This window comes from Capnocytophaga sp. oral taxon 412 str. F0487, assembly GCF_000271925.1.
GTDB lineage: Bacteria > Bacteroidota > Bacteroidia > Flavobacteriales > Flavobacteriaceae > Capnocytophaga > Capnocytophaga ochracea.
This window is the reverse complement of sequence record NZ_AJZR01000033.1, coordinates 1-24,197: the sequence shown is the minus strand read 5'-3', so window position 1 is coordinate 24,197 and position 24,197 is coordinate 1. Positions and strand designations below refer to the sequence as shown.

The 24,197-nt window shown below is 38.9% G+C and carries 21 protein-coding genes; 5 read left to right on the top strand and 16 right to left on the bottom strand.

The features are described 5' to 3' along the window. Nucleotides 1–40 precede the first annotated feature (40 nt). Complete coding sequence (gene rlmH / locus HMPREF1321_RS05930) at nt 41–514, top strand: 23S rRNA (pseudouridine(1915)-N(3))-methyltransferase RlmH (RefSeq protein ID WP_009421791.1); 474 nt, start codon at nt 41–43, stop codon at nt 512–514. On the opposite strand, the gene HMPREF1321_RS05925 is transcribed toward rlmH, so the two are convergent. From HMPREF1321_RS05925 to HMPREF1321_RS05915, 3 genes are all read right to left on the bottom strand, one after another. Beyond that, a complete protein-coding gene (locus tag HMPREF1321_RS05925; protein ID WP_009421775.1) occupies nt 515–1,309 on the bottom strand; it encodes a lysophospholipid acyltransferase family protein in 795 nt (264 codons plus the stop codon). 186 nt (nt 1,310–1,495) lie between these two features. Beyond that, nucleotides 1,496–2,446 carry an electron transfer flavoprotein subunit alpha/FixB family protein gene (locus HMPREF1321_RS05920; RefSeq protein WP_009421786.1) on the bottom strand — a complete coding sequence of 317 codons (951 nt, stop codon included), beginning with the start codon at nt 2,444–2,446 and terminating at the stop codon, nt 1,496–1,498. A 6-nt stretch (nt 2,447–2,452) separates the two neighbouring features. Further along, complete coding sequence (locus tag HMPREF1321_RS05915; RefSeq protein ID WP_034575795.1) at nt 2,453–3,199, bottom strand: electron transfer flavoprotein subunit beta/FixA family protein; 747 nt, start codon at nt 3,197–3,199, stop codon at nt 2,453–2,455. Between the two features lie 157 nt (nt 3,200–3,356). On the opposite strand from HMPREF1321_RS05915, the gene HMPREF1321_RS05910 reads away from it, so the two are divergent. After that, nucleotides 3,357–4,016, top strand: a complete 660-nt coding sequence (locus tag HMPREF1321_RS05910; RefSeq protein ID WP_009421805.1) for a class I SAM-dependent methyltransferase — start codon at nt 3,357–3,359, stop codon at nt 4,014–4,016. Nucleotides 4,017–4,031: 15 nt separating this feature from the next. On the opposite strand, the gene HMPREF1321_RS05905 is transcribed toward HMPREF1321_RS05910, so the two are convergent. From HMPREF1321_RS05905 to lepA, 6 genes are all read right to left on the bottom strand, one after another. Further along, nucleotides 4,032–4,766, bottom strand: a complete 735-nt coding sequence (locus tag HMPREF1321_RS05905) for a shikimate dehydrogenase family protein (protein ID WP_009421807.1) — start codon at nt 4,764–4,766, stop codon at nt 4,032–4,034. Between the two features lie 70 nt (nt 4,767–4,836). Then, nucleotides 4,837–5,817 (bottom strand): polyprenyl synthetase family protein, encoded by a 981-nt coding sequence (locus HMPREF1321_RS05900; protein ID WP_009421780.1) that lies wholly within the window; start codon nt 5,815–5,817, stop codon nt 4,837–4,839. After that, nucleotides 5,814–7,664, bottom strand: a complete 1,851-nt coding sequence (locus HMPREF1321_RS05895) for a DNA topoisomerase IV subunit B (protein WP_009421785.1) — start codon at nt 7,662–7,664, stop codon at nt 5,814–5,816. The genes HMPREF1321_RS05900 and HMPREF1321_RS05895 overlap by 4 nt, the downstream gene beginning before the upstream one ends. 79 nt (nt 7,665–7,743) lie before the next feature. Continuing rightward, the gene (locus HMPREF1321_RS05890; RefSeq protein WP_009421798.1) at nt 7,744–8,649 is read right to left on the bottom strand and encodes a hypothetical protein; all 906 of its coding nucleotides are present in this window, start codon (nt 8,647–8,649) and stop codon (nt 7,744–7,746) included. Between the two features lie 605 nt (nt 8,650–9,254). Next, complete coding sequence (locus HMPREF1321_RS05885; protein ID WP_009421802.1) at nt 9,255–10,130, bottom strand: hypothetical protein; 876 nt, start codon at nt 10,128–10,130, stop codon at nt 9,255–9,257. Nucleotides 10,131–10,148: 18 nt separating this feature from the next. Further along, nucleotides 10,149–11,945: a translation elongation factor 4 gene (lepA, locus tag HMPREF1321_RS05880; RefSeq protein ID WP_009421806.1), complete on the bottom strand. Its 1,797-nt coding sequence runs from the start codon at nt 11,943–11,945 to the stop codon at nt 10,149–10,151. Between the two features lie 316 nt (nt 11,946–12,261). On the opposite strand from lepA, the gene HMPREF1321_RS05875 reads away from it, so the two are divergent. Continuing rightward, complete coding sequence (locus HMPREF1321_RS05875; RefSeq protein ID WP_009421800.1) at nt 12,262–13,446, top strand: alpha-hydroxy acid oxidase; 1,185 nt, start codon at nt 12,262–12,264, stop codon at nt 13,444–13,446. Nucleotides 13,447–13,537: 91 nt separating this feature from the next. Here HMPREF1321_RS05875 and HMPREF1321_RS05870 read toward each other — a convergent pair whose 3' ends face one another. From HMPREF1321_RS05870 to HMPREF1321_RS05860, 3 genes are read right to left on the bottom strand one after another with little or no spacing between them, the layout of a single operon-like run. Next, a complete protein-coding gene (locus tag HMPREF1321_RS05870) occupies nt 13,538–14,422 on the bottom strand; it encodes a Ppx/GppA phosphatase family protein (RefSeq protein ID WP_009421784.1) in 885 nt (294 codons plus the stop codon). A 7-nt stretch (nt 14,423–14,429) separates the two neighbouring features. Then, nucleotides 14,430–15,488: a 4-hydroxythreonine-4-phosphate dehydrogenase PdxA gene (pdxA, locus tag HMPREF1321_RS05865; protein WP_009421794.1), complete on the bottom strand. Its 1,059-nt coding sequence runs from the start codon at nt 15,486–15,488 to the stop codon at nt 14,430–14,432. 24 nt (nt 15,489–15,512) lie between these two features. Continuing rightward, the gene (locus HMPREF1321_RS05860; RefSeq protein ID WP_009421813.1) at nt 15,513–16,430 is read right to left on the bottom strand and encodes a leucine-rich repeat domain-containing protein; all 918 of its coding nucleotides are present in this window, start codon (nt 16,428–16,430) and stop codon (nt 15,513–15,515) included. A gap of 66 nt (nt 16,431–16,496) precedes the next feature. Here HMPREF1321_RS05860 and HMPREF1321_RS05855 point away from each other — a divergent pair, with 66 nt between their 5' ends. After that, nucleotides 16,497–17,396: a GYDIA family GHMP kinase gene (locus HMPREF1321_RS05855; protein WP_009421803.1), complete on the top strand. Its 900-nt coding sequence runs from the start codon at nt 16,497–16,499 to the stop codon at nt 17,394–17,396. Between the two features lie 328 nt (nt 17,397–17,724). Here HMPREF1321_RS05855 and bshA read toward each other — a convergent pair whose 3' ends face one another. Continuing rightward, nucleotides 17,725–18,849, bottom strand: a complete 1,125-nt coding sequence (bshA, locus tag HMPREF1321_RS05850; RefSeq protein WP_009421804.1) for an N-acetyl-alpha-D-glucosaminyl L-malate synthase BshA — start codon at nt 18,847–18,849, stop codon at nt 17,725–17,727. 100 nt (nt 18,850–18,949) lie between these two features. On the opposite strand from bshA, the gene HMPREF1321_RS05845 reads away from it, so the two are divergent. After that, entirely contained in the window at nt 18,950–19,378 is a 429-nt protein-coding gene (locus HMPREF1321_RS05845) for a hypothetical protein (protein WP_009421810.1), read from the top strand. A 127-nt stretch (nt 19,379–19,505) separates the two neighbouring features. Here the strand turns inward: HMPREF1321_RS05845 and HMPREF1321_RS05840 are convergent, their stop codons facing one another. Genes HMPREF1321_RS05840 through HMPREF1321_RS05830 form a run of 3 tightly spaced genes read right to left on the bottom strand, consistent with a single transcriptional unit; the run spans nt 19,506 to nt 23,853 of the window. Continuing rightward, nucleotides 19,506–21,875, bottom strand: a complete 2,370-nt coding sequence (locus HMPREF1321_RS05840; protein WP_009421777.1) for an ATP-dependent helicase — start codon at nt 21,873–21,875, stop codon at nt 19,506–19,508. A gap of 22 nt (nt 21,876–21,897) precedes the next feature. Next, complete coding sequence (locus HMPREF1321_RS05835) at nt 21,898–23,109, bottom strand: metallophosphoesterase (protein ID WP_009421795.1); 1,212 nt, start codon at nt 23,107–23,109, stop codon at nt 21,898–21,900. 18 nt (nt 23,110–23,127) lie between these two features. Beyond that, nucleotides 23,128–23,853, bottom strand: coding sequence for a copper homeostasis protein CutC (locus HMPREF1321_RS05830; RefSeq protein WP_009421771.1), 726 nt, complete (start codon nt 23,851–23,853; stop codon nt 23,128–23,130). Between the last annotated feature and the right edge of the window lie 344 nt (nt 23,854–24,197).

Here is a 24,197-nt window from a genome sequence, read left to right as displayed (position 1 = left end):
ATTTTTATTTTTTACCTTTTAGCTTTTATCCTGAAAAATAATGAACATCAAACTTCTCGCGGTGGGCAAGACCGATAATCCTGTTTTGCAACAGCTCATTGATATGTATGAAAAACGACTTTCGTATTACATCAATTTTGAATTGCAACTCTTGCCCGATATTAAGAATAGCAAATCACTATCGGAAGAGCAACAAAAAGCAAAAGAAGGGGAGCTTATCCTCGGCAATGTAGCCTCGTCTCATCACCTGATACTCTTAGACGAACGTGGCAAAGAGCTTACCTCAGTAGCTTTCGCCGATGAATTGCAAAAGAAAATGAATGCTGGCATCAAGCAGCTCACCTTTGTGATTGGGGGACCTTATGGTTTTTCAAAAGAAGTATACGACCGTGCTAATGGCAAGTTGTCACTTTCCAAACTCACCTTTTCACACCAAATGATACGCCTATTTTTTGTAGAACAACTCTACCGTGCTTTTACGATTCTCCGTAATGAGCCCTATCATCATCAGTAATTAGGGTTGTGGCGTTGTTACTATTTTAGGAGCTTCTTCACCGTCTAATTTCTTAACTTTAAGGAATGATTCGTGTTGTTCGATAGCCATTTCTATTTTAGCTACAATTTCTTCAACCGTATCATTTTCGTAATCTATTTGCAAAGGCGATTTGATAATCATCGATTGTTGCACTCCTTTCTTTTTGATATTTATTCCCTTTTTATCAAACGAGCGACGGAATCCATCGATTACGATGGGCACTACCACAGGTTTGTATTGCTTGATGAGGTGTGCAGTACCCTTGCGGATAGGTTTCCACGGCGAGGTAGTGCCCTGCGGGAAGGTAATCACCCAACCATCGGCAAGGGCGATACCTATGTTTTCCACGTCGGCTTGGCGGACTTCGCGATGTATTTCTTTTCCTTTTTCGCGCCAGGTTCTGTTCACCGGTATAGCTCCTGCGTAACCTAATATTTTGGGCAGAATCCCTGATTTCATAGTCTCGGAAGCCGCCACGTAATAAATATTGAGTTTTGGGTTCCACAGATAGCCCATATTATCCAAGGTATCTTTACGACCTTTAAGACTTGCGTTGAACACGTGAAACATAGCTGTTACGTCGGCAAAATAAGTCTGGTGATTTGAAATGAACATCACATTCTGTGGTGGCAATTCGCGAATAACGTCCGAACCCTCAATCTTCAGTTGGTTAAAACCATCATACCTGCTGTGAGTAAGGATACCAAAAACGCGGATGAGCCATCGTTTTACGAAAAGTGTATGTCCGAAAGGGTCTTTTTTAAATAAAGGCATTGTTCAATTTTTTTGATTAGGTAATGAGCTAAAAAGTCAATTAGTATAGTAACAAATTAACTCATTAACTCATCAGTTTAGTTTATTGAAAAGTCTCTCTTACTATCTGCATAGCATTCTTTGTATTGGTTGTAAATCTTCACAGTTTCTTGGGCATTTCCCAGCCGTGAAAAGTTATTACAAGTATTAAAGTTTAGCTTTTAGTTTTTCTATAAGTTTGGGAACAACTTCAAAAGCATCGCCTACCACGCCGTAATCGGCAGCTTTAAAGAAAGGAGCCTCGGCATCGCTGTTGATAACCAGCTTCACTTTTGAGGCATTAACTCCCGCCAAGTGTTGTATAGCCCCTGAAATGCCAATGGCAATATACAAGTTAGGCGCAACGGGTTTCCCTGTTTGTCCTACGTGTTCAGCGTGTGGACGCCACCCCATATCAGCCACAGGCTTAGAACAAGCGGTGGCAGCGCCGAGTACTTCGGCAAGATCTTCGATAATGTACCAATTCTCGGCGGCTCTTAATCCGCGTCCTCCTGATACCACAATAGAGGCATCGTCTAACGGTACTTTGCCTGTAGCCTTCTCGGTAGCGATTATCTTTATATCGAAATCACTATCTGAGAGGGTAGGGGAGAAGGGTTCTACAATTGCCGGAATAGGATTTTCTTTTACTCCGAAGGCATTAGGAGCTAATCCTACTATTTTTATAGGTGTTGTGATTTTGTTTAAACTTACGGCTTTATTAGAAAAGGCATTACTCTTAATAGTAAAATCGTTTTCAGGGAGTGAAATGGCGTTAGGTACATAACCTGCTTGTAGAGAAATGGCTAATAAAGGGGCAATATTCTTGGCTTGCGACGAGGCGCTGAAAAGCACCGTTGTACTCCCTTCTTTCTTCACTGCCTGTTGTAATATTTGTGCTACAGCCTTCGCCGAAAAGTGTTGTAGCTTTTCATCGGCTATGTTCAATACTTTATCAATACCATAAGTGCCTAACATTTCAGGATTATCAATGTTGATAGCTACTGCTACTATTTTGGTATTTTGTTTTTGAGCAAGAGTTTTGGCATAAGTAGCCACTTCATAACTACTTTTCTTTACTTTTCCGTTTTCGGAATCTATATATATGAGTATGGACATTTTTTATTAAATTACTTTAGCTTCGTTGTGTAATAAATCAATAAGAGTATCTAAATCATCAGCCGATACTATTTTTACAGGTTTTTTGGCAGGAAGTTTTTCAAAACCTATGGTTGTTACTCTCGTATCTGTATTTTCAGCAGGCAACACAGTAATTACTTTAGTGCGAGCTGCCATTAGGTTGCGCATATTTGGTATACGAAGGTCTTTCTCTTGGGTAAGTCCTTTTTGTCCCGCAATTACTAACGGAAGAGTTACGGAGAGTTTTTCCTTACCGCCGTCTATTTCTCGTTCAGCTGTTACCTCTGTCCCATTGATATCTAAACCTATGCATTTGTTGATAAAGGGTAGATTTAGTAATCCTGCCAAAAATCCTCCCACCATTCCGCCGTTATAATCAATAGATTCCTTTCCTGTAATGATAAGGTCGTAATTTCCCTCTTTAGCTACCTTAGCCAACTGAGTAGCTACAAAAAAAGCATCAGTAGGAGTGGCATCAATACGGATAATATCGTCAGCACCAATTGCGGAAGCCTTGCGCAATACGGGTTCTGTTTCTTGGGTGCCTACATTCACAAGAGTGATAGTAGTGCCTAACTTTTCTTTAAGTAAGATTGCCTTAGTGAGGCAGAATTCATCGTTAGGATTGATGATAAACTGCACTCCTGTATGGTCAAACTTCTTATTTTCATCAGTAAATTTTATTTTCGAAGTAGTGTCGGGGACGCTACTGATACATACTAATATCTTCATAATCTTATAGATAATATAATTAAAATGATATATTAATAACCAAAAGGTGGTTATTTTTGAAGCGGTAAAAGTACTTCCTTTTGTATAACTGTGCAAACTATTATGCGAAAAAAATGTACCTTTGCCTCCTAACTATTTGAAATACTAAATAAAAATAATGAATCCTCCAGTAACCGATATGCAACTTTTAGGACAGTTATTGCGTTGTCCTAGCGGAATATATGCAAAAGAAGTAGGTGAATATACTTTCTTTTCTAATCGCACTATGATTTTCAATACTATTGATTGTTTATCACTTTTGCCTAATAGCAATGTTTTAGAAATTGGCTTTGGCAATGCCAGCCATTTACCTTATTTATTTGAAAAAGAGCCAACCATTCACTATACAGGAGTGGAAACTTCTGTGGAAATGATAACTGAGGCTACTGTAAACAATCCCGAATTGGTAGCGCAACAATCTGTTTCTTTTCTGCAAGTACAACCCGATGAGAAACTTGAGTTTAATATACTTTTTGATGTTTGCTTTTCAGTCAATACACTTTACTTTCTCAAAAGCCCTACTCGCTATTATCGCAATATTTGTCAGTTGCTCAAGCCTATGGGAAAGGTAGTGATTACTTTTATTGACAAGTCAGTAGGTGAGAAAGCTCCTTTTGCACAAGTGGGTTTTAAGTTTTATACCGTTCTCGAAGTGCGAAAGATACTCTCACGCATAGGGCTTAAGAATATCAAAGAGTATACTTTTGAAGAAACACTTGTTTCTAAGAGTGGCAAGAAAATACGTCGTCCTTATTGCATAATGATGGGAGAAAAATAAAAACTTCTCTGCTTTTTATTCTTTATTCCATATTTCCCACGCTTTTTCTGCTTGAAGTTCTAACATTAGTTGCCCATTACAAGTAGTAGCTCCCTGCTTTTCCCCTCTGTGTAGAAATGTAGTTTGTGAAGGATTATAAATAAGGTCATAAAGCAAGTGCTCAGGAGTGAGATACTCATAAGGAATAGGAGGACAGTCGTTAATATTAGGAAATGTACCTAAAGGAGTACAGTTAATAATAAGGTGATAATTTTCTATAATCTTTTTGGTGAGTTCTGCGTAAGTAAACTGATTTATCTGTGGTGTGCGCGATACAAAACGATAATCAATATTTAGTTGCTTGAGCGCATAAGCAACAGCACTCGATGCACCTCCCGTGCCTAAGATAAGAGCGTGAGTATGTTGTGGTTGCAATAAGGGAGATAATGATTTGCTAAAGCCATAGTAGTCGGTATTATAACCGACGAGTCCATTACGGGTAACTTTTATAGTATTTACAGCTCCAATGGCTTGTGCAGTAGCATCAACGGTAGTAAGTAGCTTTATTACTTCTCGCTTATACGGAATGGTAACATTCATTCCTCGTAAATTGGGAGTGCTTTTTAAGAGAGCGGGTAATTCATTGAGATTTTGTATATCAAAATTGATATATTCACAATCATTAATACCTTCTCGTTTAAATTTCTCAGTGAAATATTTTCGAGAAAAAGAATAGCCAATGTTGCGCCCCACAAGAGCAAAAGTTGTCATAAGAAAAATGCTATTTTAATAGATAAACTATACATATTATCTATATACTGAATGTTACCTCTTACCTAACTTAAATTTTCCTATCAATCACGTAATTTACCATTAGGGTTAAGGCTTCTTTATAAGGTGAGGTTGGGAATTCATTCAATATATTTAAGGCTTTTTGTTGGAACTCTTTCATTTTAGTCGTAGCGTATTCTAGCCCTTTATGATTCTTTACAAATTCAATAACTTCCTTTACGCGTTTTTTGTCTTTGTTGTATTTTTTTACCGAATTGATAAGCCATTGTTTTTCTTCTTCGGAACAAGTATTGAGTACATAAATAAGAGGTAGGGTCATTTTTTGTTCTTTAATATCTATACCCGTAGGTTTACCAATCGCATCTTCGGTATAATCAAAGAGGTCGTCTTTTATTTGGAAAGCCATTCCTATGTATTCGCCAAAGAGTCGCATTTTCTCTATCAGTTCGGTCTGTTCTGGCTGTACCGAACAAGCTCCCATCGCACAACAAGCGGCTATAAGTGCCGCGGTTTTCTGACGGATAATCTCGTAGTACACCTCTTCTACAATGTCTAACCGACGAGCTTTTTCTATCTGCAAGAGTTCGCCTTCACTCATTTCACGTACGGCTGCCGAGATAATGCGCAATAGGTCGAAATCACCATTGTCTATAGAGAGTAGTAAGCCTTTAGAAAGTAGATAATCACCTACCAATACAGCAATCTTGTTTTTCCATAAGGCATTGATTGAGAAGAACCCTCGGCGTTTGTTGCTGTCGTCCACTACATCGTCGTGTACAAGGGTAGCAGTGTGTATGAGCTCTATTACCGATGCTCCCCGATAGGTGCGTTCGCTCACCTTACCTCCCGATACCATCTTGGCTACTAAGAACACAAACATCGGTCGCATTTGTTTGCCTTTGCGATTTACAATATAGTAGGTAATACGATTCAGTAAGGCAACCTTAGACGACATCAAGCTACGGAACTTTTGTTCAAAAAGTTCCATTTCTTCACGGATAGGTTCTTTTATTTGAGCTGTTATCTTCATTGCTCGAAGTTATCAATTTCTACTTTTAGATTGTTGATGATAAACTCTTGACGGTCAGGAGTGTTTTTGCCCATATAGAACTCCAAGAGCTGTTCGGTATGGATAGTTTTGTCCATCATTACAGGGTCTAAGCGTATATCTTCTCCTATAAAATCTTTAAACTCATCGGGGGAGATTTCTCCCAATCCTTTAAAACGAGTAATTTCAGGTTTGCCCTTTAACTTGTCTATGGCTGCTTCCTTTTCTTCTTCGCTGTAACAATATATTTTTTGTGTTTTGTTGCGTACACGGAACAGAGGTGTTTGCAGTATATATAAGTGCCCTTCTTTGATGATTTCGGGGAAGAACTGCAAAAAGAAAGTGATAAGCAAAAGACGAATGTGCATACCGTCTACATCGGCATCAGTGGCTACCACGATGTTATTGTAGCGAAGGTCGTCCATAGAGTCTTCAATATTTAGGGCGGCTTGTAATAGGTTGAACTCTTCATTTTCATACACTATTTTCTTACTCATTCCGTAGGTATTCAAAGGTTTACCGCGTAGTGAGAAAACGGCTTGTGTGGTTACATCACGCGATTTGGTAATAGAGCCCGAAGCTGAATCTCCCTCAGTAATGAATAAGGTGCTTTGTAGGGCACGCTCGTCTTTGGTATCGGTGAGGTGCACACGACAGTCGCGTAGTTTACGATTGTGTAAGCTTGCTTTTTTAGCTCTTTCTTTTGCCAATTTGCGAATACCTGCCAAGTCCTCACGTTCGCGTTGTGCCTGCATAATCTTCCGTTGTAGCGCATCGGATATCTCAGGGTTTTTATGTAGGAAATCATCCAAGTGGCGACTGATGAAATCATTGATATAGGTGCGTACAGAAGGCATTCCTTCTCCCATTTCGGTAGAACCGAGCTTGGTTTTCGTCTGGCTCTCAAACACAGGTTCCATCACTTTGATTGAGAGACCCGCGATGATAGACTTACGCACATCGGAGGCATCATAGTTCTTTTTATAGAAGTCGCGAATGGTCTTTACATAAGCCTCTTTGAAAGCGTTGAGGTGCGTACCTCCTTGTGTAGTGTTCTGACCGTTTACAAAAGAGTAATACTCCTCACTGTACTGAGTTTTGCTATGAGATATGGCAATCTCAATATCTTCACCTCTAAGGTGAATGATAGGATAAAGAAAATCCTCTTCATTGTTGTTTTCGGTGAGAAGGTCTTTGAGTCCGTTTTCAGAATAGTACTTTTCACCATTGTAGTTGATAGTAAGCCCTAGGTTGAGGTATACGTAGTTTTTGAGCATACGCACCACATACTCATTACGGAACTTGAAGTTCTTAAAGATAGTGTCGTCTGGAATAAAAGCTACGCTGGTACCGCGCCTTTTCTGGCTTTCCTCGATAGCGCTTTCTTCTTTTAGCAGACCTCTCTCAAAAATAGCCGATTTGCATTGACCATCGCGCACCGATTCCACTTTGAAGTAGGTAGAAAGGGCATTCACAGCTTTTGTACCCACCCCATTGAGTCCGATAGATTTCTTAAAAGCTCGGGAGTCGTACTTACCCCCCGTATTCATTTTCGATACTACATCTACTACCTTTCCTAAGGGAATACCGCGCCCATAGTCGCGTACTTCTACTTGATTATCGGTGATTTTTACGTCGATGGTCTTACCAGCTCCCATCACAAACTCATCTATACAGTTATCGATGACCTCTTTGAGAAGGATGTAAATACCGTCGTCGGCTGAAGAGCCATCACCCAGCTTCCCGATATACATACCAGGGCGTGTGCGAATGTGTTCTTGCCAGTCCAAAGAGCGGATACTATCCTCGTCATATCTAATTTCTTCCATAAAGTTTACTTTTGTTTTTAGATGTGCAAAAGTATTAAAAATTATTCATATCCAAAAAATAAATATCTGTCTCCCTTGCTTACAATTGTTTTGAAAAACAATTATAACATAAAGGTGTCGCTACCGTTACTTTCTTCTCCTCTCCACAGCAATGGCAGTACTTCTCTTCGTAGAAACGGTTGCCGAACTTCACCCACGCTTCATAACAGCTGTCGCATAAAGGCTTCGAAGGGTCAAAAGGAATAGCGGTATTACAACGGATACAATGTCCTTTTTTCTCTTCTTGTACGGCATTTTCCTGAGGTGTTTCAGTTTCTACAGCTCTTTCAGGGGTAGGCTCGCGCTCTGCAGGTTGTCTGTTCTCAGCATTTGCGTAGTTTTCGGGTACAAAAGAGGAGTAGCGGATAGGCTTCACCTCCCTGTTAGACAATACATCGTCTACCAAATCCAAATACACGGTAGAGCCTGCATAGTCTTTCGCCAGACCTAAAAACTTCTTGTTGTAGTTAGGGCGTTTGGCAAAGATAGTGTAACCGCTGTCGAGTACACTCATAATGGTGTTTTTGGAAGTTTCGAAGAAGTTGTTTTTGTTTACAAGGTCGGTGAGGGCTTTTTCGGAGAGTACACCAAACTCTACCTTATTTTCCAGCGAGTAATCCAAAAGGTTCATAGAGGTAATCACCGATTGCTTTTCGTTGGCATAATATTGTCCGTGTAACTGTGGAATATACACCATTGTGATATTCGGGAAGCCCAAGAAGTACTCAATATCTTCACGCTTACAATTTTCTTCTCCATTAAAGGTATTTTTGCCAAACCCAATGAGTATATGTAGTTTGGTGTTCTTTAAAAGCTGTTTAAAAACATTGTCTTTGAGGTAATCCCCCAGCTGAATATAAGGCGAAATGATAATAAGCTCCTTTTCCGCCTTAAAAAGGGTATCGTAAATAGTATCCGATAGTGGTTTTCCTGTTAAAAAGTCCATAGATATATGATTTTTAAGAGTATGTTTATATTTTTGTTTTTCTATTTTTTAATTATTAATTTCAAGGGAAAAGATTGTAATACACATATTATAGTTCACCTAAAAAAAGAAAAATATAAAAATGTTATGTTTCTAATGTTTAAAAATAATATATGAATAACTGAAGCCGTTATTACGAAAGATAAAATTAGAAATATATAATTATTTACAAATAATCTAATAGGTAATAAACAACCTAATATACAAAATATAATAACTATAAAGGAAAGGAGTATTACGTATGATATGTTAATATATAATATTTGAAATAAGGACACTTTTTTTCCCCCTATCTCTATTCTTTTTTTGGGATAAGTATTTTTTAACTTATCAATATTTTTATTAGATGTTGAAGTTAAAACAGATATTGCTGTAGTATTAAAACCAGCTAAAATTCCCAATAAAACAATAATTTGTCCTAAATATGAGTCATTAAAGAAAGAAAAGTTTTTCCCTAAATAAACAATTAATAATGATATACAAAAAGGAACTACAATATCAAAAGAAATATACTTCTTTGAAATGGAATAGTAATCAGATATCAATATTAAAAACTCCTTAAACATTTATATTAGATTTATCATTGCTTGTTTTATACTTTCTCTAACAACAGCACCTGTTGTAGGATTTATATCTACACTTATAGTATTTCCTTTCATTATTTTTTCTATGAAGAACTTTGCTTCATTATTATTGTTGTCCTTTCCTCTTACCCAAACTCTAGAAATAGTGTTATTATGAGTAATATTTTGCAAAATATCACGAAGAAATTGTTCTATACTTTGATTGTATTCTGCCTTTGCAGATATAGTAAGTTCTTTTTTTACACTCAAAGTCCTATTAGATAAACCTAGAAAATCAGAACCTAATACTTGTTTGTCTATATAAAGCTTACATTCAACAATTCTATCTATTCTATCAATTATATCATTTAAATTCTCAATAATAATATCTCCCATTTCTGTTCTGAATTCTTTTTCCAAATTTATATAAGACAAGTATTTATTTATAAGATTATCAATGTAGTTTTTAAATTGATTTATGGATATTCCTAATCCTGATTTTTGAAATATTATTTCAAATTCAGAATTACTATTAAATGCTAATATAAAGTAATTTTGTTCTTTTTCTCCTTCTGTTAAGTTTTTAGGATTATCTCTTTCTGTATTATCAGAATAATCTAATAAAGGTTTATTTACTCCAAAAGGTGCAGATTTGATACAGCCAAAAAAACATTTCAATCTACCATTACAATCTCTTTGTTCTAATTGGTTGATAAATTCTATTGAGCAGAATTTTGTACGATTAATATTGTATTTTTTGCTTTCATCATCTAAATTATTTACAAACTCTACAAAGTTATTGAAGTCAAATTCATCATAAGATATATCTTCTCCTGTATAAAACTTAAATATGTGATAAGTTATTTTTTTTTGGCTCATAATTAATTATTTTTAACATCAATCATTTAGCTTCAACACCGCCATAAATGCACTTTGTGGTATCTCCACATTCCCTACTTGGCGCATACGTTTTTTACCGGCTTTCTGTTTCTCTAAGAGCTTACGCTTACGCGAGATGTCCCCTCCGTAACATTTGGCGGTAACGTCCTTACGCAAGGCTTTAATGGTCTCGCGAGAGATAATTTTAGCCCCAATAGCCGCCTGAATAGGAATATCAAACTGCTGACGCGGTATGAGCTCACGCAGTTTTTCACACATCTTCTTACCTATATTATAAGCATTATCAGCGTGGATAAGGGCAGAGAGGGCGTCTACCGATTGCGAGTTGATGAGAATATCCACCTTCACAAGGTTAGAAGCACGCATCCCAATAGGTGAATAGTCAAACGAGGCATAGCCCTTGCTCACCGTTTTGAGTCGGTCGTAGAAGTCGAACACGATTTCGGCAAGTGGCATATCAAAGTTCAGCTCCACACGCTCAGGGGTGAGGTAGTGCTGGTTGGTGATAACACCGCGTTTTTCAATACATAGCGACATCACCTGACCAATAAAATCCGATTTGGTGATGATGCTCGCCTTGATATACGGCTCTTCCACACGGTCTAATTTCGACGGGTCGGGAAGGTCAGAAGGGTTATTTACGATAATCTCTTTTTCGGGTTCTTTCTTTGTATAGGCGTGGTAACTTACGTTGGGCACGGTGGTAATGACGGTCATACCAAACTCACGTTCCAAGCGCTCTTGCACAATCTCTAAGTGCAACATACCCAAGAAACCGCAACGGAAGCCAAAGCCCAAAGCGGCTGAACTTTCGGGGGTGAAGACTAAGGAAGCATCGTTTAGTTGGAGTTTTTCCATTGAGGTGCGTAGCTCTTCGTAATCTTCGGTATCTACCGGATAAATTCCTGCAAATACCATTGGTTTCACGTTCTCAAAGCCGTCAATAGCTTCTTTACAACCGTCTACTGCCGAGGTAATCGTATCTCCTACTTTCACCTCACGCGCGTCCTTAATACCGGTGATAAGGTACCCCACATCGCCAGTGCCAATCACTTGCTTGGGCACTTGGTTGAGTTTGAGCGTGCCCACCTCGTCGGCATCATAAATTTTGTCGTTGGACATAAATTTGATTTTCTGCCCTTTGCGTATTTCACCGTTCATCACCCGGAAGTAAGTCTCTACCCCGCGAAAAGAGTTGTATACCGAGTCGAATATCAACGCTTGTAGTGGTGCCTTAGGGTCGCCAGTAGGGGCAGGAATACGCTCTATAATAGCCTCCAAAATCGCCTCTACGCCCAACCCTGTTTTTCCGCTAGCAGGGATAATCTCATCGGGCGAACAGCCCAAGAGGTCTACAATGTCGTCTTTCACCTCTTCGGGGTTAGCACTGGGTAGGTCTATTTTGTTGAGTACGGGAATGATTTCAAGGTCGTTTTCGAGAGCCAAGTAGAGGTTAGAAATCGTCTGTGCTTGTATGCTTTGAGCAGCATCTACGATCAGGAGTGCCCCTTCACAAGCAGCGATGGAACGCGATACCTCGTAAGAGAAATCCACGTGACCGGGGGTATCGATAAGGTTGAGGATATACGTTTCGCCTTTGTACACATATTCCATTTGTATCGCGTGGCTCTTGATAGTGATACCGCGCTCCCGCTCCAAGTCCATATTGTCGAGCAATTGGTCTTGTTTTTCGCGTTCGGTTACGGTTTGGGTAAAGTCGAGCAAACGGTCGGCTAAGGTACTCTTTCCGTGGTCGATATGTGCAATAATGCAGAAATTACGTATGTTCTTCATTTGTTTCTTAGTGTTTAGTTTTTAGTGATGAGTTGTGAGTTGTCTGTACCGAGAGACAACGAACTAATAATTAAAGGTGCAAAGATAGAAAATAATTGTCAATTCACAAATTGAAAGTTCTATCGTGCTTCAAAGAGGTTCTCATTTGTAGTTTATCGAATTATTTGTAATATATTTTTGATTGTAAATTTACTTTTTCAAAAGAAAAAGTTGCTAAATCAAAATTATTGTTTATATTTGCGACCAAATTAGAAAAAGAAAACAATATCTATTTCTTTAAAAGTATTAAGATTATCAATTTAAAAAACTTATCCAAATGAGAGATTTAACTAAAATGACAAACATTGAGGACTTGCGTGTGGTGTGTAAACGCAACGTCCCTAAGATGTTCTATGAGTATGTAGACACCGGATCTTGGACTGAATCAACTTACAGAGAAAATGTTTCCGATTTTAACCCTATCAAATTCCGTCAACGCATATTAGTGGATATGGATAACCGTACCCTCGAAAGTACTCTTTTAGGGCAAAAGGTAAAGTTTCCCGCTATGACGGCTCCTGTTGGCTTTATGGGAATGATGTGGGCTGATGGTGAAATCCATATGGCAAAAGCCGCTCAAAAATTTGGAATCCCCTTCACGCTTTCTACGATGTCTATCTGTTCTATCGAAGATTTGGTAGAAGCAGGAGTAGAGCCCTTTTGGTTTCAGTTGTATGTAATGCGCGACCGCGATTTTATGAAAGACCTTATTCGTCGTGCTAAAGATGCTAAATGCTCTGCTTTAATGATAACCGTAGATTTGCAGGTGCTCGGCAATCGTCATCGCGATATCAAGAATGGACTTTCCACCCCTCCTAAGTTCACTATCCCTAATATGATTAACCTTTCTACTAAAATTCCTTGGGGGTTGCGCTATGTGTTTGGCAATCGCCGTTGGACATTTCGCAATATTGCAGGTCACGCGAAAAACGTATCCGACCTCTCTTCACTTTCCTCTTGGACAAAAGAGCAGTTCGACCCAAGTCTTAGTTGGAAAGATATCGCCGAAATTAAAGAATTGTGGGGGGGACCTATCATCTTAAAGGGTATTATGACTCCTGAAGATGCTATCGAAGCTGTAAAATATGGTGCCGATGCAATTATTGTGTCTAACCACGGTGGTCGCCAAATGGACGATACTATTTCCACTATCAAAGCACTCCCCGATATTGTAAGTGCCGTAGGTAGCCAAACCGAAGTATGGATAGACTCTGGTTTCTATACAGGGCAAAATATGCTCAAAGCGTGGGCGTTAGGAGCCAAAGGTATTATGCTTGGTCGTGCTCCTGTATATGGGCTCGGTGCTTATGGCGAAGAAGGCGTAACACGTGCTTTGCAAATATTATATGACGAAATGGATACTACTATGGCTTTTTCAGGTCATCGTAACCTCCAAGATGTAGATAGTAGTATTTTAGTAGAGGGTACTTATCCTCTACCAAGCAATAATTTCCGAGTTTAGTTTAACTTTCATTGTAAAAAGAAAGAGCTTAATACATCATTCGTATTAAGCTCTTTCACTTTTTATTACAAACTATTAAAATTTAAACCACTTATTCTTCATTATAAATGCTCCTTACAATCCCGTCGGCAAGACCAATGCGGGGTACGTGTACAATTTCTGCTCCTGACCATTTCATCGCATTGATGAACACTGTAAGTGCATACAGAATTACGTCGGCACGGTCGGGATTAAAACCTAAGAGCCTGATGCGTTCATCGTAAGTAAATCCCGATACATAATTATAGTAATCGGTGAGGTACTGATAGCTCAGTGGTTCTCCTTCTCTGCTGTTGGAATTCTTGTGTATCTTGTTGATGTTCCCTCCTGAACCAATGGCTTCTATATGCTCACAGTCTTTCGTATGCTTTTTTATCCAGTGTTCTACTTCTTCCCACGTTTTATTGCTTACTTTGTTGTCTAATAAACGTACTGTACCTATGGGGAACGAACGCGACTTTTTTACCTTCCCCTTGGAGAAGACCGTAAACTCAGTACTACCCCCGCCTACGTCTATGTATAGGTAATCTTTATCTTTTTGTATTAAACTTGAAATATCGGTAGAGGCAATAATGCTCGCCTCTTCGGCGCCATCTATAATATCTATGCGCACTCCTGTACGTTTGTATACCTCATCGGCTACTTGTTGCCCATTGGTAGATTCTCGCATTGCCGAGGTCGCACAAGCGCGATACTTTTCCACTTGGTTTACTTTCATCAGCAAACTGAACGCTTGCATCGTGTCTGCCAATCTATCGGTGTTTTCTTCTGAGATGAGTCCGTCTAAAAACACATCAGCTCCCAAACGGATAGGCACGCGCACCAAGCTGGCTTTGGTAAATTTCGGAGCTTCGTTAGGCTCTTCCAATACGTTCGAAATGAGTAATCTCACCCCGTTCGACCCTATGTCTATCGCTCCTAATTTTTTGATATTCATTTCGTAATTATTTGTCTTTGTCCATTTCTAAAGAGTGCACTTTTAGCGGGTTCTTGGTCAGTTCAGCGTATTCTTCACGGTTTCTAAACACATCTAAAGCAGTGAAAATAGCGTGACGGAACGACTCAGGGTCGGCAATGCCCTTGCCTGCTATTTCGTAAGCCGTACCGTGGTCGGGCGAAGTACGTACTTTGCTAAGTCCTGCTGTATAGTTCACACCACTACCAAAGGCAATGGTTTTGAACGCGATAAGCCCTTGGTCGTGGTAAGGTGCTAATACCGCATCGTAGTTCCGGTAGGTTTGTGAACCGAAGAAACTATCGGCAGCAAAAGGTCCAAATACCAATATATTCTCATCAAAATACAGCTTTTTCAAGGCTGGGCGTAACACTTCGTCATCTTCGCTACCTATCACGCCTTTATCTCCGCAATGTGGATTAATGCCCAATACGGCTATTTTAGGGCGTTGTAAGCGGAAGTCCTTAATGAGTGATTCGTTCATCAGGCGCGCTTTCTCCATAATGAGGGCTTCTGTAATAAGAGAAGAAACCTCTTTCAAAGGCACGTGGTCAGTAAGTAAACCCACTTTCAGGTCTTCGCTCACCATAAACATCAGGCTAGTACCGTTGAGCTCTTGTGCCAAATAATCGGTGTGACCAGGGAAGTGAAACGCGTCCGACTGTATGTTGTTTTTATTGATAGGAGCGGTTACTAGCACATCAATACTGTTGTTTTTTAACGCTTCCACCGCAGCTTGTAATGATAAAAAGGCATATTTGCCACCTTCTTCGGTTTCTTGTCCAAAGGTGACCGTAGGTGTTTCTTTCCAGCAGTTTAGCACATTTAGCTTGCCGTCAATAGCAGCTTCCACGCTCTCAATTCCTTGAAAATTGGCAGTGGTATTGAAATGTTTCTTCTGAAAAGAAACTAACTTGTTCGAAGCAAAAATAATAGGCGTACACAATTCCAATATTTGGTGGTCTTCAAAGGTTTTTAGGATAATTTCAAGTCCTACACCGTTCATATCACCAATGGAAATTCCTACTTTTATGGGTTTTTCTTTCATAAAATGAAATGCATTTTAGGGTACTTATTCTTCTCTCTGAGTGTAGAATACGCTTATTCTGGGCAAGCGTTTTTCTACTTCTTCGTATTGCTGAGTAGTGAAATTACGGTTGTTGATGTACAAAACACCCTTCCACTGTATTTTCTCTATCGATTTTATAAATTGTTTGAAATCAAGCGGATTGTCGTTGATATTCACGTAAGTTAATCGTGGATTTTCAGCCAATGCTTGTGGTAATTTAGTGAGGTTGTTCGCATTGAAGTATACGTTTTCTAACTTTGGCAAACGTCCTACTGAGGCAGGCACTTCGCTAAGCACAGCATTGCGCAACGACAGTTCTTCAAGTAGTGGCAACTTGTCGAAGTTATTAGGAAGTACTTTTATTTTGTTCTTCGTGTCAAACTGACTGATGATAAGTGATTTCAACTTAGGTAAAGCAAACACTTGCTCTGGGAAATCTGTAAATTCAGCTCCTTCAAACTTCAAATTTTCTAACTGTTTTAAGTTCATAAGTGACGCAGGCACTTCAGTAATCGGGTTATAGATATCTATAGTTTGCAAAGCCGAAAGACTGCCGATGTTCTCAGGTAATTTGCTGAGGTTATTGAGGCGTAATACCAATACTTTTAGTGTTTTATTTTCAACACTTAGCTCAGGAAATGAAGCTATCCCCACTTCCTTTATTTCCAATACTTCAAGTTGCTGTGCTTCACTGAAAAGCCTTCTCAATAAAGCCTCACTTACTTGCACTTCATTATTTGAATTGCTATAAATTCTAACTTCTTTTAGCTTAGCAAAGTTAGTCTTCATAAGCTCTTCAGCGCTCCTGAAACTTTGTTCATCTCCGCTGGTAGTGGCAATTCTTATTTGCATAGATTGTGCCCCTGCAACAAACGGAATTGCGAGGGCAAACACGCATAAAAGTTGTTTTATTTTTTTCATTATTCTATTTTTTATCTGTAAATAATTATTACTTTTGTCCTTTCAGAGTGCAAAGATATAAAAAATATGGGAGTAACACAAACTTATTCTTTTCATAGTAATGGTAAATTGCTCATTACGGGCGAATATGCGGTGCTCGACGGCGCGCTCGCTTTTGCTTTACCCACCCAGAAAGGACAGACATTGAAGGTAACAGAAGGAGCAAACGAAAGCCGATGGCAAGCCTTTGATGCCAACGGTGATTTGTGGTTCGACAGTGCGACACTCACTACTGAAACCGACCAACAAATAGCGCAAACATTGCAAAAAATTCTCACTACGGCTACTCTCCTCAACCCCAATTTCAAAGATAAATGGCTACACTCTCAGGTGCAAACTCATTTAGAGTTCCCTCGTTTGTGGGGCTTAGGCACTTCCTCTACACTCATCAACAATATAGCGCAGTGGGCAGCCGTAAATCCATACGAACTGCTTTTTAAGAGTTTTGGTGGTAGTGGTTACGATATCGCTTGTGCCAAAAGCAATACTCCATTGTTGTATAAGTTAGAAGGAGGCAAACCACATAGTTACCCTTTGCGCTTTCTTTTTCCTCATACACATCAAATCTACTTCGTTTATCTCAATCAGAAACAAAATAGCAAGGACGGAATTGTGCGTTATCGGTCAGTAACTAAAAGTAAACGCAAACTTGCTGAGAGCATTACTCGCCTTACTGAACAGTTTGTTTTAGCGCATACCGTAACCGATGTTTGCCAGATATTAAACGAACACGAAACACTCATTAGCAACTACTTGAGTATGCCCACCATTAAAGAACGCCTTTTCCCCGATTTCAACGGCACAGTGAAGAGTTTGGGCGCTTGGGGTGGTGATTTTGTATTAGCCATTTCCGAAACCGAAGATACCCCCGCTTACTTTGCCTCCAAAGGTTTTGATACTTGCGTCCCTTACAACGAAATGATATAACATAAACCTCTGAATTGCTACTGTTGCATTTTTTCTGTTAAAATTGAGGATTTACCCTTAATTTATTCAATATTTTAAAATCGTCTTATCTCCCTCTGATATTCAGTATAGTAAGCTCATTCCTTCGTCTTTCCTTCGTCTTTTGTTCGTCTTTCCTTCGCTTTAGCTTCGAGTTTCCTATAAGTTACCTATAAGATACGATAATGTTTAGTTGTACTGTTTTTCAGTACTTTATAAATTTGGGGCTAAAAAATATTTTACTGTCTTATTTTGAAGAAAAATAGCTGTTTTAGCTATTTTTAACAGAAAAAACGCAAAAGTACTTTCCCTATTTATTGTCGATAGCACTGTAGTAAAGTGCTTCATACATTGGCACTATTCTATCCTCGTCAAAACGTTCGGCTACTTTGCGGGTATTCTGTTTAAATTGTGCCAATCGGGTTTTGTCTTCAAGTATGTAAATAGCCTTCTCTGCCATTGCTTTTACATCGCCTATGGGGCACAGATAGCCCGATACGCCCTCTTCATTCACTTCTGGAAGTCCTCCGGTATTGCTCGATACTACCGGAACGCCTGCTGCCATTGCTTCTAATGCCGAAAGTCCAAAGCTCTCAGAAGCAGAAGGGAGTAAGAATAAATCGGTGAAACACAAAATGCGTTCTATATCAGAAGTATTACCTAAAAACAGCACTTTGCTCTTGATGCCTAAATCCTTGCAGAGCTGGTCGGCTATCTCGCGCTCAGGTCCGTCACCTACCATTATGAGCTTAGCAGGAAGTTTCTGCTGAATGCCATAAAAAATTCTCACCACATCGTCTATGCGTTTTACCTTCCTAAAATTACTAATGTGTGTAACGATGAGTTCCTCAGGCTTTGCCATTACAGTGCGTTTGCAAGGAGAAGTTTCTTTGGATTTTTTTATATTTGTGAAGTTAGGAATTACCTTAATATCTTTATCTATACGGAAAAGTCTTAGAGTATCTTGCTTCAAACTCTCGGACACTGAAGTTACAATATCCGATTCGTTAATGCTAAACGTGACTGCCTCTTTGTAAGTAGGGTGGTTGCCCACAAGGGTAATATCGGTGCCGTGAAGGGTCGTTACCATAGGTACTTCTATCCCTTCCCGTTTGAGCATTTGTTTAGCCATATAACCTGCATAAGCGTGCGGAATGGCATAATGCACGTGCAAAATATCTATGTGATAGGTTTTTATCACATAAGCCATTTTGCTGGACAATGCTAGTTCGTAAGGCTGGTAGTGAAACAAGGGGTATTCTTCTACGTGCACTTCGTGAAAGTGAATGTTCATCTCCAAGAAGTCTAAACGCACGGGGTAACTATACGTGATAAAGTGCACCTGATGACCTTTGCGAGCTAAGGCAAGCCCGAGTTCGGTAGCTACAACACCACTCCCCCCAAAGGTAGGGTAACACACTATGGCTATATTCATATTTGATATATATTAGAGAGGCAAAGGTACTAATTTTTCTGTGGGTATTGAAAATATTAACAAAAAATTATATCTTTGTACTCAGTAAATAGCGTTCTATATGAAAACTTTAGATTCGTTTATAAATATTAAAAACGGCGATTTTCTCCTTATAAAAGGAGAGACCATCACTGCCGATACTACTTTTGCAATTCTTAGAGAACATTTTCCTAATAACAAAGTATGGGACGTAGGAACAGGCTATTATTGGTTGTATTTCAGCGATTGTTCTTTTGAGGGGAAGTTATTTAATGTGTCGCTTTGTTTTGAAGGAGAACAGCTAAAATTCTTAGGTTTTGCAATGAAGAATGAAAAACAAACCTCGTGGAACGATTGGAGTGAAGCATACGAATTGCAGACTGAAAAATACTATGACCAATGGCTTACAGCACATATAGGCAAGGAACGCACTTTCTCTTGGGGAACTATTAAGTCTATTTACGACCGCAAAGGAGGGGGTACAGCTATTTGGGTGAATTATAACAAATAAAAGAGGCTTTCTATAAAACTATAGAAAACCTCTTGTTATCGAGTGAACCTCTCAGTGAGAGGAATTCGTACCTCAGCTTAAAAGCTATAATGCTCTTTAATTTGAAATGACAAATAGGTAATGTGGGTTATAAATTTTCGTTCAAACTATCAATAATAGTTAGTTTAGCAAAGCGTAATAATATATTTTTTAAACCTCCTGTCTCGAAATTTATTTGCGCCTTTTTATCATTTCCTGTTCCCTCCAATGAAATTACTTTACCACGACCGAAACGTTCGTGATAAACTACTGTTCCTATATCCAGTCCGTTATAAGTATTTTTATTATTACTATTAGAATTATACAAAGCATTCACAGGTTTTAACTTCCTGAGTTTTTGTTGTTCTTCTCCTGTCGGAGCGTTTTTATGAGGAGGTATTCCACTTATAGGTTTCCGCAAACGTAGTTTACTTTTATCTACTTCACCAAAAATATCCCTATCAATAAGTGGTTTATATCGATAATTAGGATTAGAAATAGAAGGTGTAAGATACTGCAAATAACGTTCATCTATTTCTTCGATAAATCTACTTGGCTCGGCATCAGAAAGTTTCCCCCAACGATAACGGTTTTCTGCATAAGTTAAATAGGCTTGTTTCTCAGCACGGGTGAGTGCTACATAAAATAACCTTCTTTCTTCTTCCAAATCGTTACGTGATTGTATGCTCATTGCCGAAGGAAACAAATCTTCTTCCATCCCTACCACGTATACATACGGAAACTCCAATCCTTTTGCCAAGTGAATAGTCATCAGAGCTACACGGTCATCATCGCCTATCTCTTTATCCATATCAGTAGCCAAAGCAACATCTTCTAAATATTCTGAAAGACTTGCCCTGCTATCTGCTACATCTTCTTGTCCTTCTACAAAATCTTTCATACCATTAAGCATCTCTTCGATGTTTTCCATTTTGGCTATACCCTCGGGTGTACCATCTTTTTTAAACTCTTGCAAAAGCCCTGTTTTCTTTGCGACTTGCTCGGCAACTTCAAAAGCATTTGCTTTTTGATTGAGAGCTTGAAAGTTAAGAATCATTACCACAAAATCAGTAAGTTTTTGCTTTGTAGTAGTGTTGATGTGCAATTCTGGAAGTTTATTGATGTTATACATTATCTCGAAGATAGACTTCTTATAATGATTTGCTGCCAAAGTAAGCTTTTCCATTGTAGTTTCTCCAATGCCTCGTGCAGGAAAATTGATAATGCGCACCAAAGCTTCCTCATCATTTGGATTGATAATAAGTCTCAAATAAGCAAGCATATCTTTGATTTCCTTGCGTTGGTAGAATGATAATCCGCCATAGATGCGGTATGGAATATCACGTTTTCTAAGAGCATCTTCAATAGCACGCGATTGTGAGTTAGTACGATAAAGCACCGCAAAATTACCATTAGGAAGCTGGTATTGCATCTTGTTTTCAAAGATAGAGCTCGCTACAAAACGACCTTCATCAGCATCAGTAGGACTTCTATGCACTTTAATAGGTTCACCTAATTCATTTTCGGTGAAAACTACCTTTTCCAATCGTATTTTATTGTGTTCTATCACGCTATTAGCTGCTTCCACAATATTTTTTGTAGAACGATAATTTTGCTCTAACTTATATTCTTTTGCCTCTGGATAATCATTTTTGAAATTGAGAATATTATTGATGTTTGCTCCCCTAAAAGCATAAATACTTTGCGCATCATCTCCTACTACACAAATGTTATGAAAACGGTCAGCCAAAGCCTTCACGATAAGATATTGAGAGTGATTGGTATCTTGATACTCATCTACAAGAATATACCTAAACCTATTTTGATATTTTGCCAATACATCAGGATATAGATTGAGGAGTTCATTTGTTTTCAGCAGTAAATCGTCAAAATCCATTGCTCCTGCTTTAAAACACCTATCTACATATTCTTGATAAATTTCTCCTAAACGTGGTTGTCTTGCCATTGCGTCAGCTTCCATTAGTTCAGGATTATTAAAATAGGCTCTCACGGTAATAAGACTGTTTTTAAAGGAAGAAATACGCGATTGTATTCGTTTATACTTATAGATATCTTTGTCCAACTCCATCTCCTTAATGATACCATTAATAAGGCGCTGAGAGTCTTGGGTATCATATATAGTGAAATTTTGAGGATATCCCAATTTATCGGCTTCGATGCGCAAGATTTTAGCAAAAACGGAGTGGAATGTACCCATCCATAGGTTCTTTGCTTCGTTGTTGCCTACAAGACTAGCAATACGCTTTTTCATTTCGTTGGCAGCCTTATTAGTAAAGGTAAGAGCAAGGATATTGAAAGCATCTACACCTTCTCTCATCAAGTTGGCTATACGATAAGTAAGCACGCGAGTTTTACCAGAGCCTGCTCCTGCTATCACGATGATAGGTCCATCTTTTTGAAGCACGGCAGCACGTTGAGGGGCATTTAGACTTCCTAATTCCTTTAAAAATGTATCCATAATAATCTTAGCAAAAGTTATATTATCCTCGTTTGAGTTCTATGACAGTAATTTCAGGCCATACGCCTAATCTCCCAGGAAAGGCGTGATACCCAAACCCACGATTTACGTTTAAATATTGTGCTCCTTCTTTATACATACCTCCCCAATATTTATAAATATATTGTGAGGGACTCCACCGCCATTGGGGTATTTCAATCCCACACTGCATTCCGTGTGTATGACCGCTAAGGGTGAGCGCTATGTTCTTTCTCTCGGGCAAAACAATTTCTTGAAAATGAGTAGGGTCGTGGCTCATCAGTATTTTAAAATCTTCTTCGTTTACTCCCTCCATAGCTTTATTGAGGTCGCCGTATTTAGAGAACCTACCGCGCCCCCAGTTTTCAACGCCTATAAGGGCAATCTTTTCGCCATTGCGTTCTAAATAGCGATGTTCATTTAGGAGCAAGTCCCAACCCATTTCCTTTTGTAAATCAAACAAGTGTTCTAAGTTTTTGCGCTTAGCTTCAACGCTTTCCCAAGAAGAGTAATCGCCATAATCGTGGTTACCCATAATAGAAAAGACACCATCGGGAGCGTGCAACGTAGCAAACAAGCTTTTCCAATCGTGAACCTCCTCTGCCAAGTTATTTACCAAATCGCCTGTAAAAAGAATAACATCACTCTTTTGAGCATTGATAAGTTCTACCCCATAACGTATCTTTTCATAATTGTCAAAACTCCCACAGTGAATATCCGAGATTTGAGTAATTCGATAGCCGTCGAACGCCTTAGGAAGGTCGGGAAAATAAAGGGTATACTTCCATACCTTGTAATTGTACTTTCCTTTAAAAATAGCGTAGAGGATAGAGGCAAAAGGAATTGCCGCCAAGCCCCAACCCAGCATACTGATAAACTTGCGTCGTGAGGGCATACGAGGAGCGTTTTGCTTTTTCCTGCTGAAAAAAGCACGTATAAGGCGAGTAATATCTTCTATAAACAAAGGCAAACTGACAAACAAGCAGATGATGAGCCACGTGAGAAGTCCTGCCACAGCATATTGCTGAGGAGCACTCCACACTGTTTTACCTCTGTTGAACCAATGGTAAAGAAGATTGGCGACAATGACAACTGCTATTCCCCAGAAAGTCCAATGTATCCATCGTGCTGAGGCAAGTGTCTTTAAGCTTCTGCTAGCATAAAAACTCAATAAGAAATACAGCGTAAAGATACTGATAAGTATAATATAAATCATAGAATATTTGCCTATTCGTTAATTTGCTAATTTGCTAATAATCTCACGAATAACTTTAACGTTAGAAATAGGTCTTTTTCTTTCATCTAAAAAACTTTCTGTTTTGAACGAGAAAGGTAAGGTAGTACCTAAATCTTCGAAAACAGTACCTGAGAAATGTACTTCGGTAAAACCGGCAGCTTTTATCTGCACGATACTTTGCGCATTGATGCCACCACCGGGCATAATAGTAGGTTGTCCTCCGCCAATGCGATTGAGTTCTTTTAAAAGAGCGAGCCCCTCAATGGCCGATTTCTTACCTCCTGAGGTGAGAATGCGTTTTACTCCCAAACGTTTCAAGGTTTGAATAGCTACAATGGGGTCAGGAGCACAGTCGAAAGCGCGATGATAGATAAATTCCATATCACCTGAGGCTTCAATGAGGCGTGCGGTGCGCTCTTCATCAATGGTATTATCGCGGTGCAACACACCCGTTACTACGCCCATACAACCTAACTCACGACAAAGAGCAATATCGCGCAACATTACATCGAATTCTTCTTCGGTATAAGTGAAATCGCCACTGCGTGGACGTATCAGCACACAATTGCCGATGCTCAGCTCGTCCATTACTTTTTTAATCAATCCGTAGCTGGGAGTGATGCCTCCTACTCCCAATTCACTGCATAATTCAATGCGAGTAGCACCTGCTTCTTGTGCATTTTTAGCCGACTCGAATGAGCTGGCACATATTTCGTAAATCATAATGTCTTTGTTAATTTGGAGTGCAAAGGTAGAGAATAATTAGCAAATGAGCAAAATTTTAATTAATGGTTAGTGGTTAATGGTTAGTGGTTAATGGTTAGTGGTTAATGGTTAGTGGTTAATGGTTAGTGGTTAATGGTTAATGGTTAGTGGTTAATGGTTAATGGTTAATGGTTAATGGTTAATGGTTAATGGTTAGTGGTTAATGGTTAATGGTTAATGGTTAATGGTTAATGGTTAATGGTTAATGGTTAATGGTTAATGGTTAATGGTTAATGGTTAATGGTTAATGGTTAATGGTTAATGGTTAATGGTTAATGGTTAATGGTTAATGGTTAATGGTT

Excerpts from the sequence above, each read along its gene's own strand:
- HMPREF1321_RS05875 (WP_009421800.1), top strand. The coding sequence starts at position 12,262 with ATGAGAGATTTAACTAAAATGACAAACATTGAGGACTTGCGTGTGGTG.
- HMPREF1321_RS05890 (WP_009421798.1), bottom strand. The coding sequence starts at position 8,649 with ATGGACTTTTTAACAGGAAAACCACTATCGGATACTATTTACGATACC.
- HMPREF1321_RS05910 (WP_009421805.1), top strand. The coding sequence starts at position 3,357 with ATGAATCCTCCAGTAACCGATATGCAACTTTTAGGACAGTTATTGCGT.
- HMPREF1321_RS05915 (WP_034575795.1), bottom strand. The coding sequence starts at position 3,199 with ATGAAGATATTAGTATGTATCAGTAGCGTCCCCGACACTACTTCGAAA.
- lepA (WP_009421806.1), bottom strand. The coding sequence starts at position 11,945 with ATGAAGAACATACGTAATTTCTGCATTATTGCACATATCGACCACGGA.
- HMPREF1321_RS05845 (WP_009421810.1), top strand. The coding sequence starts at position 18,950 with ATGAAAACTTTAGATTCGTTTATAAATATTAAAAACGGCGATTTTCTC.
- HMPREF1321_RS05895 (WP_009421785.1), bottom strand. The coding sequence starts at position 7,664 with ATGGAAGAAATTAGATATGACGAGGATAGTATCCGCTCTTTGGACTGG.
- HMPREF1321_RS05860 (WP_009421813.1), bottom strand. The coding sequence starts at position 16,430 with ATGAAAAAAATAAAACAACTTTTATGCGTGTTTGCCCTCGCAATTCCG.
- HMPREF1321_RS05840 (WP_009421777.1), bottom strand. The coding sequence starts at position 21,875 with ATGGATACATTTTTAAAGGAATTAGGAAGTCTAAATGCCCCTCAACGT.
- HMPREF1321_RS05920 (WP_009421786.1), bottom strand. The coding sequence starts at position 2,446 with ATGTCCATACTCATATATATAGATTCCGAAAACGGAAAAGTAAAGAAA.
- HMPREF1321_RS05925 (WP_009421775.1), bottom strand. The coding sequence starts at position 1,309 with ATGCCTTTATTTAAAAAAGACCCTTTCGGACATACACTTTTCGTAAAA.
- pdxA (WP_009421794.1), bottom strand. The coding sequence starts at position 15,488 with ATGAAAGAAAAACCCATAAAAGTAGGAATTTCCATTGGTGATATGAAC.
- rlmH (WP_009421791.1), top strand. The coding sequence starts at position 41 with ATGAACATCAAACTTCTCGCGGTGGGCAAGACCGATAATCCTGTTTTG.
- HMPREF1321_RS05900 (WP_009421780.1), bottom strand. The coding sequence starts at position 5,817 with ATGAAGATAACAGCTCAAATAAAAGAACCTATCCGTGAAGAAATGGAA.
- HMPREF1321_RS05905 (WP_009421807.1), bottom strand. The coding sequence starts at position 4,766 with ATGACAACTTTTGCTCTTGTGGGGCGCAACATTGGCTATTCTTTTTCT.
- HMPREF1321_RS05855 (WP_009421803.1), top strand. The coding sequence starts at position 16,497 with ATGGGAGTAACACAAACTTATTCTTTTCATAGTAATGGTAAATTGCTC.
- HMPREF1321_RS05835 (WP_009421795.1), bottom strand. The coding sequence starts at position 23,109 with ATGATTTATATTATACTTATCAGTATCTTTACGCTGTATTTCTTATTG.
- bshA (WP_009421804.1), bottom strand. The coding sequence starts at position 18,849 with ATGAATATAGCCATAGTGTGTTACCCTACCTTTGGGGGGAGTGGTGTT.
- HMPREF1321_RS05830 (WP_009421771.1), bottom strand. The coding sequence starts at position 23,853 with ATGATTTACGAAATATGTGCCAGCTCATTCGAGTCGGCTAAAAATGCA.
- HMPREF1321_RS05885 (WP_009421802.1), bottom strand. The coding sequence starts at position 10,130 with ATGAGCCAAAAAAAAATAACTTATCACATATTTAAGTTTTATACAGGA.
- HMPREF1321_RS05870 (WP_009421784.1), bottom strand. The coding sequence starts at position 14,422 with ATGAATATCAAAAAATTAGGAGCGATAGACATAGGGTCGAACGGGGTG.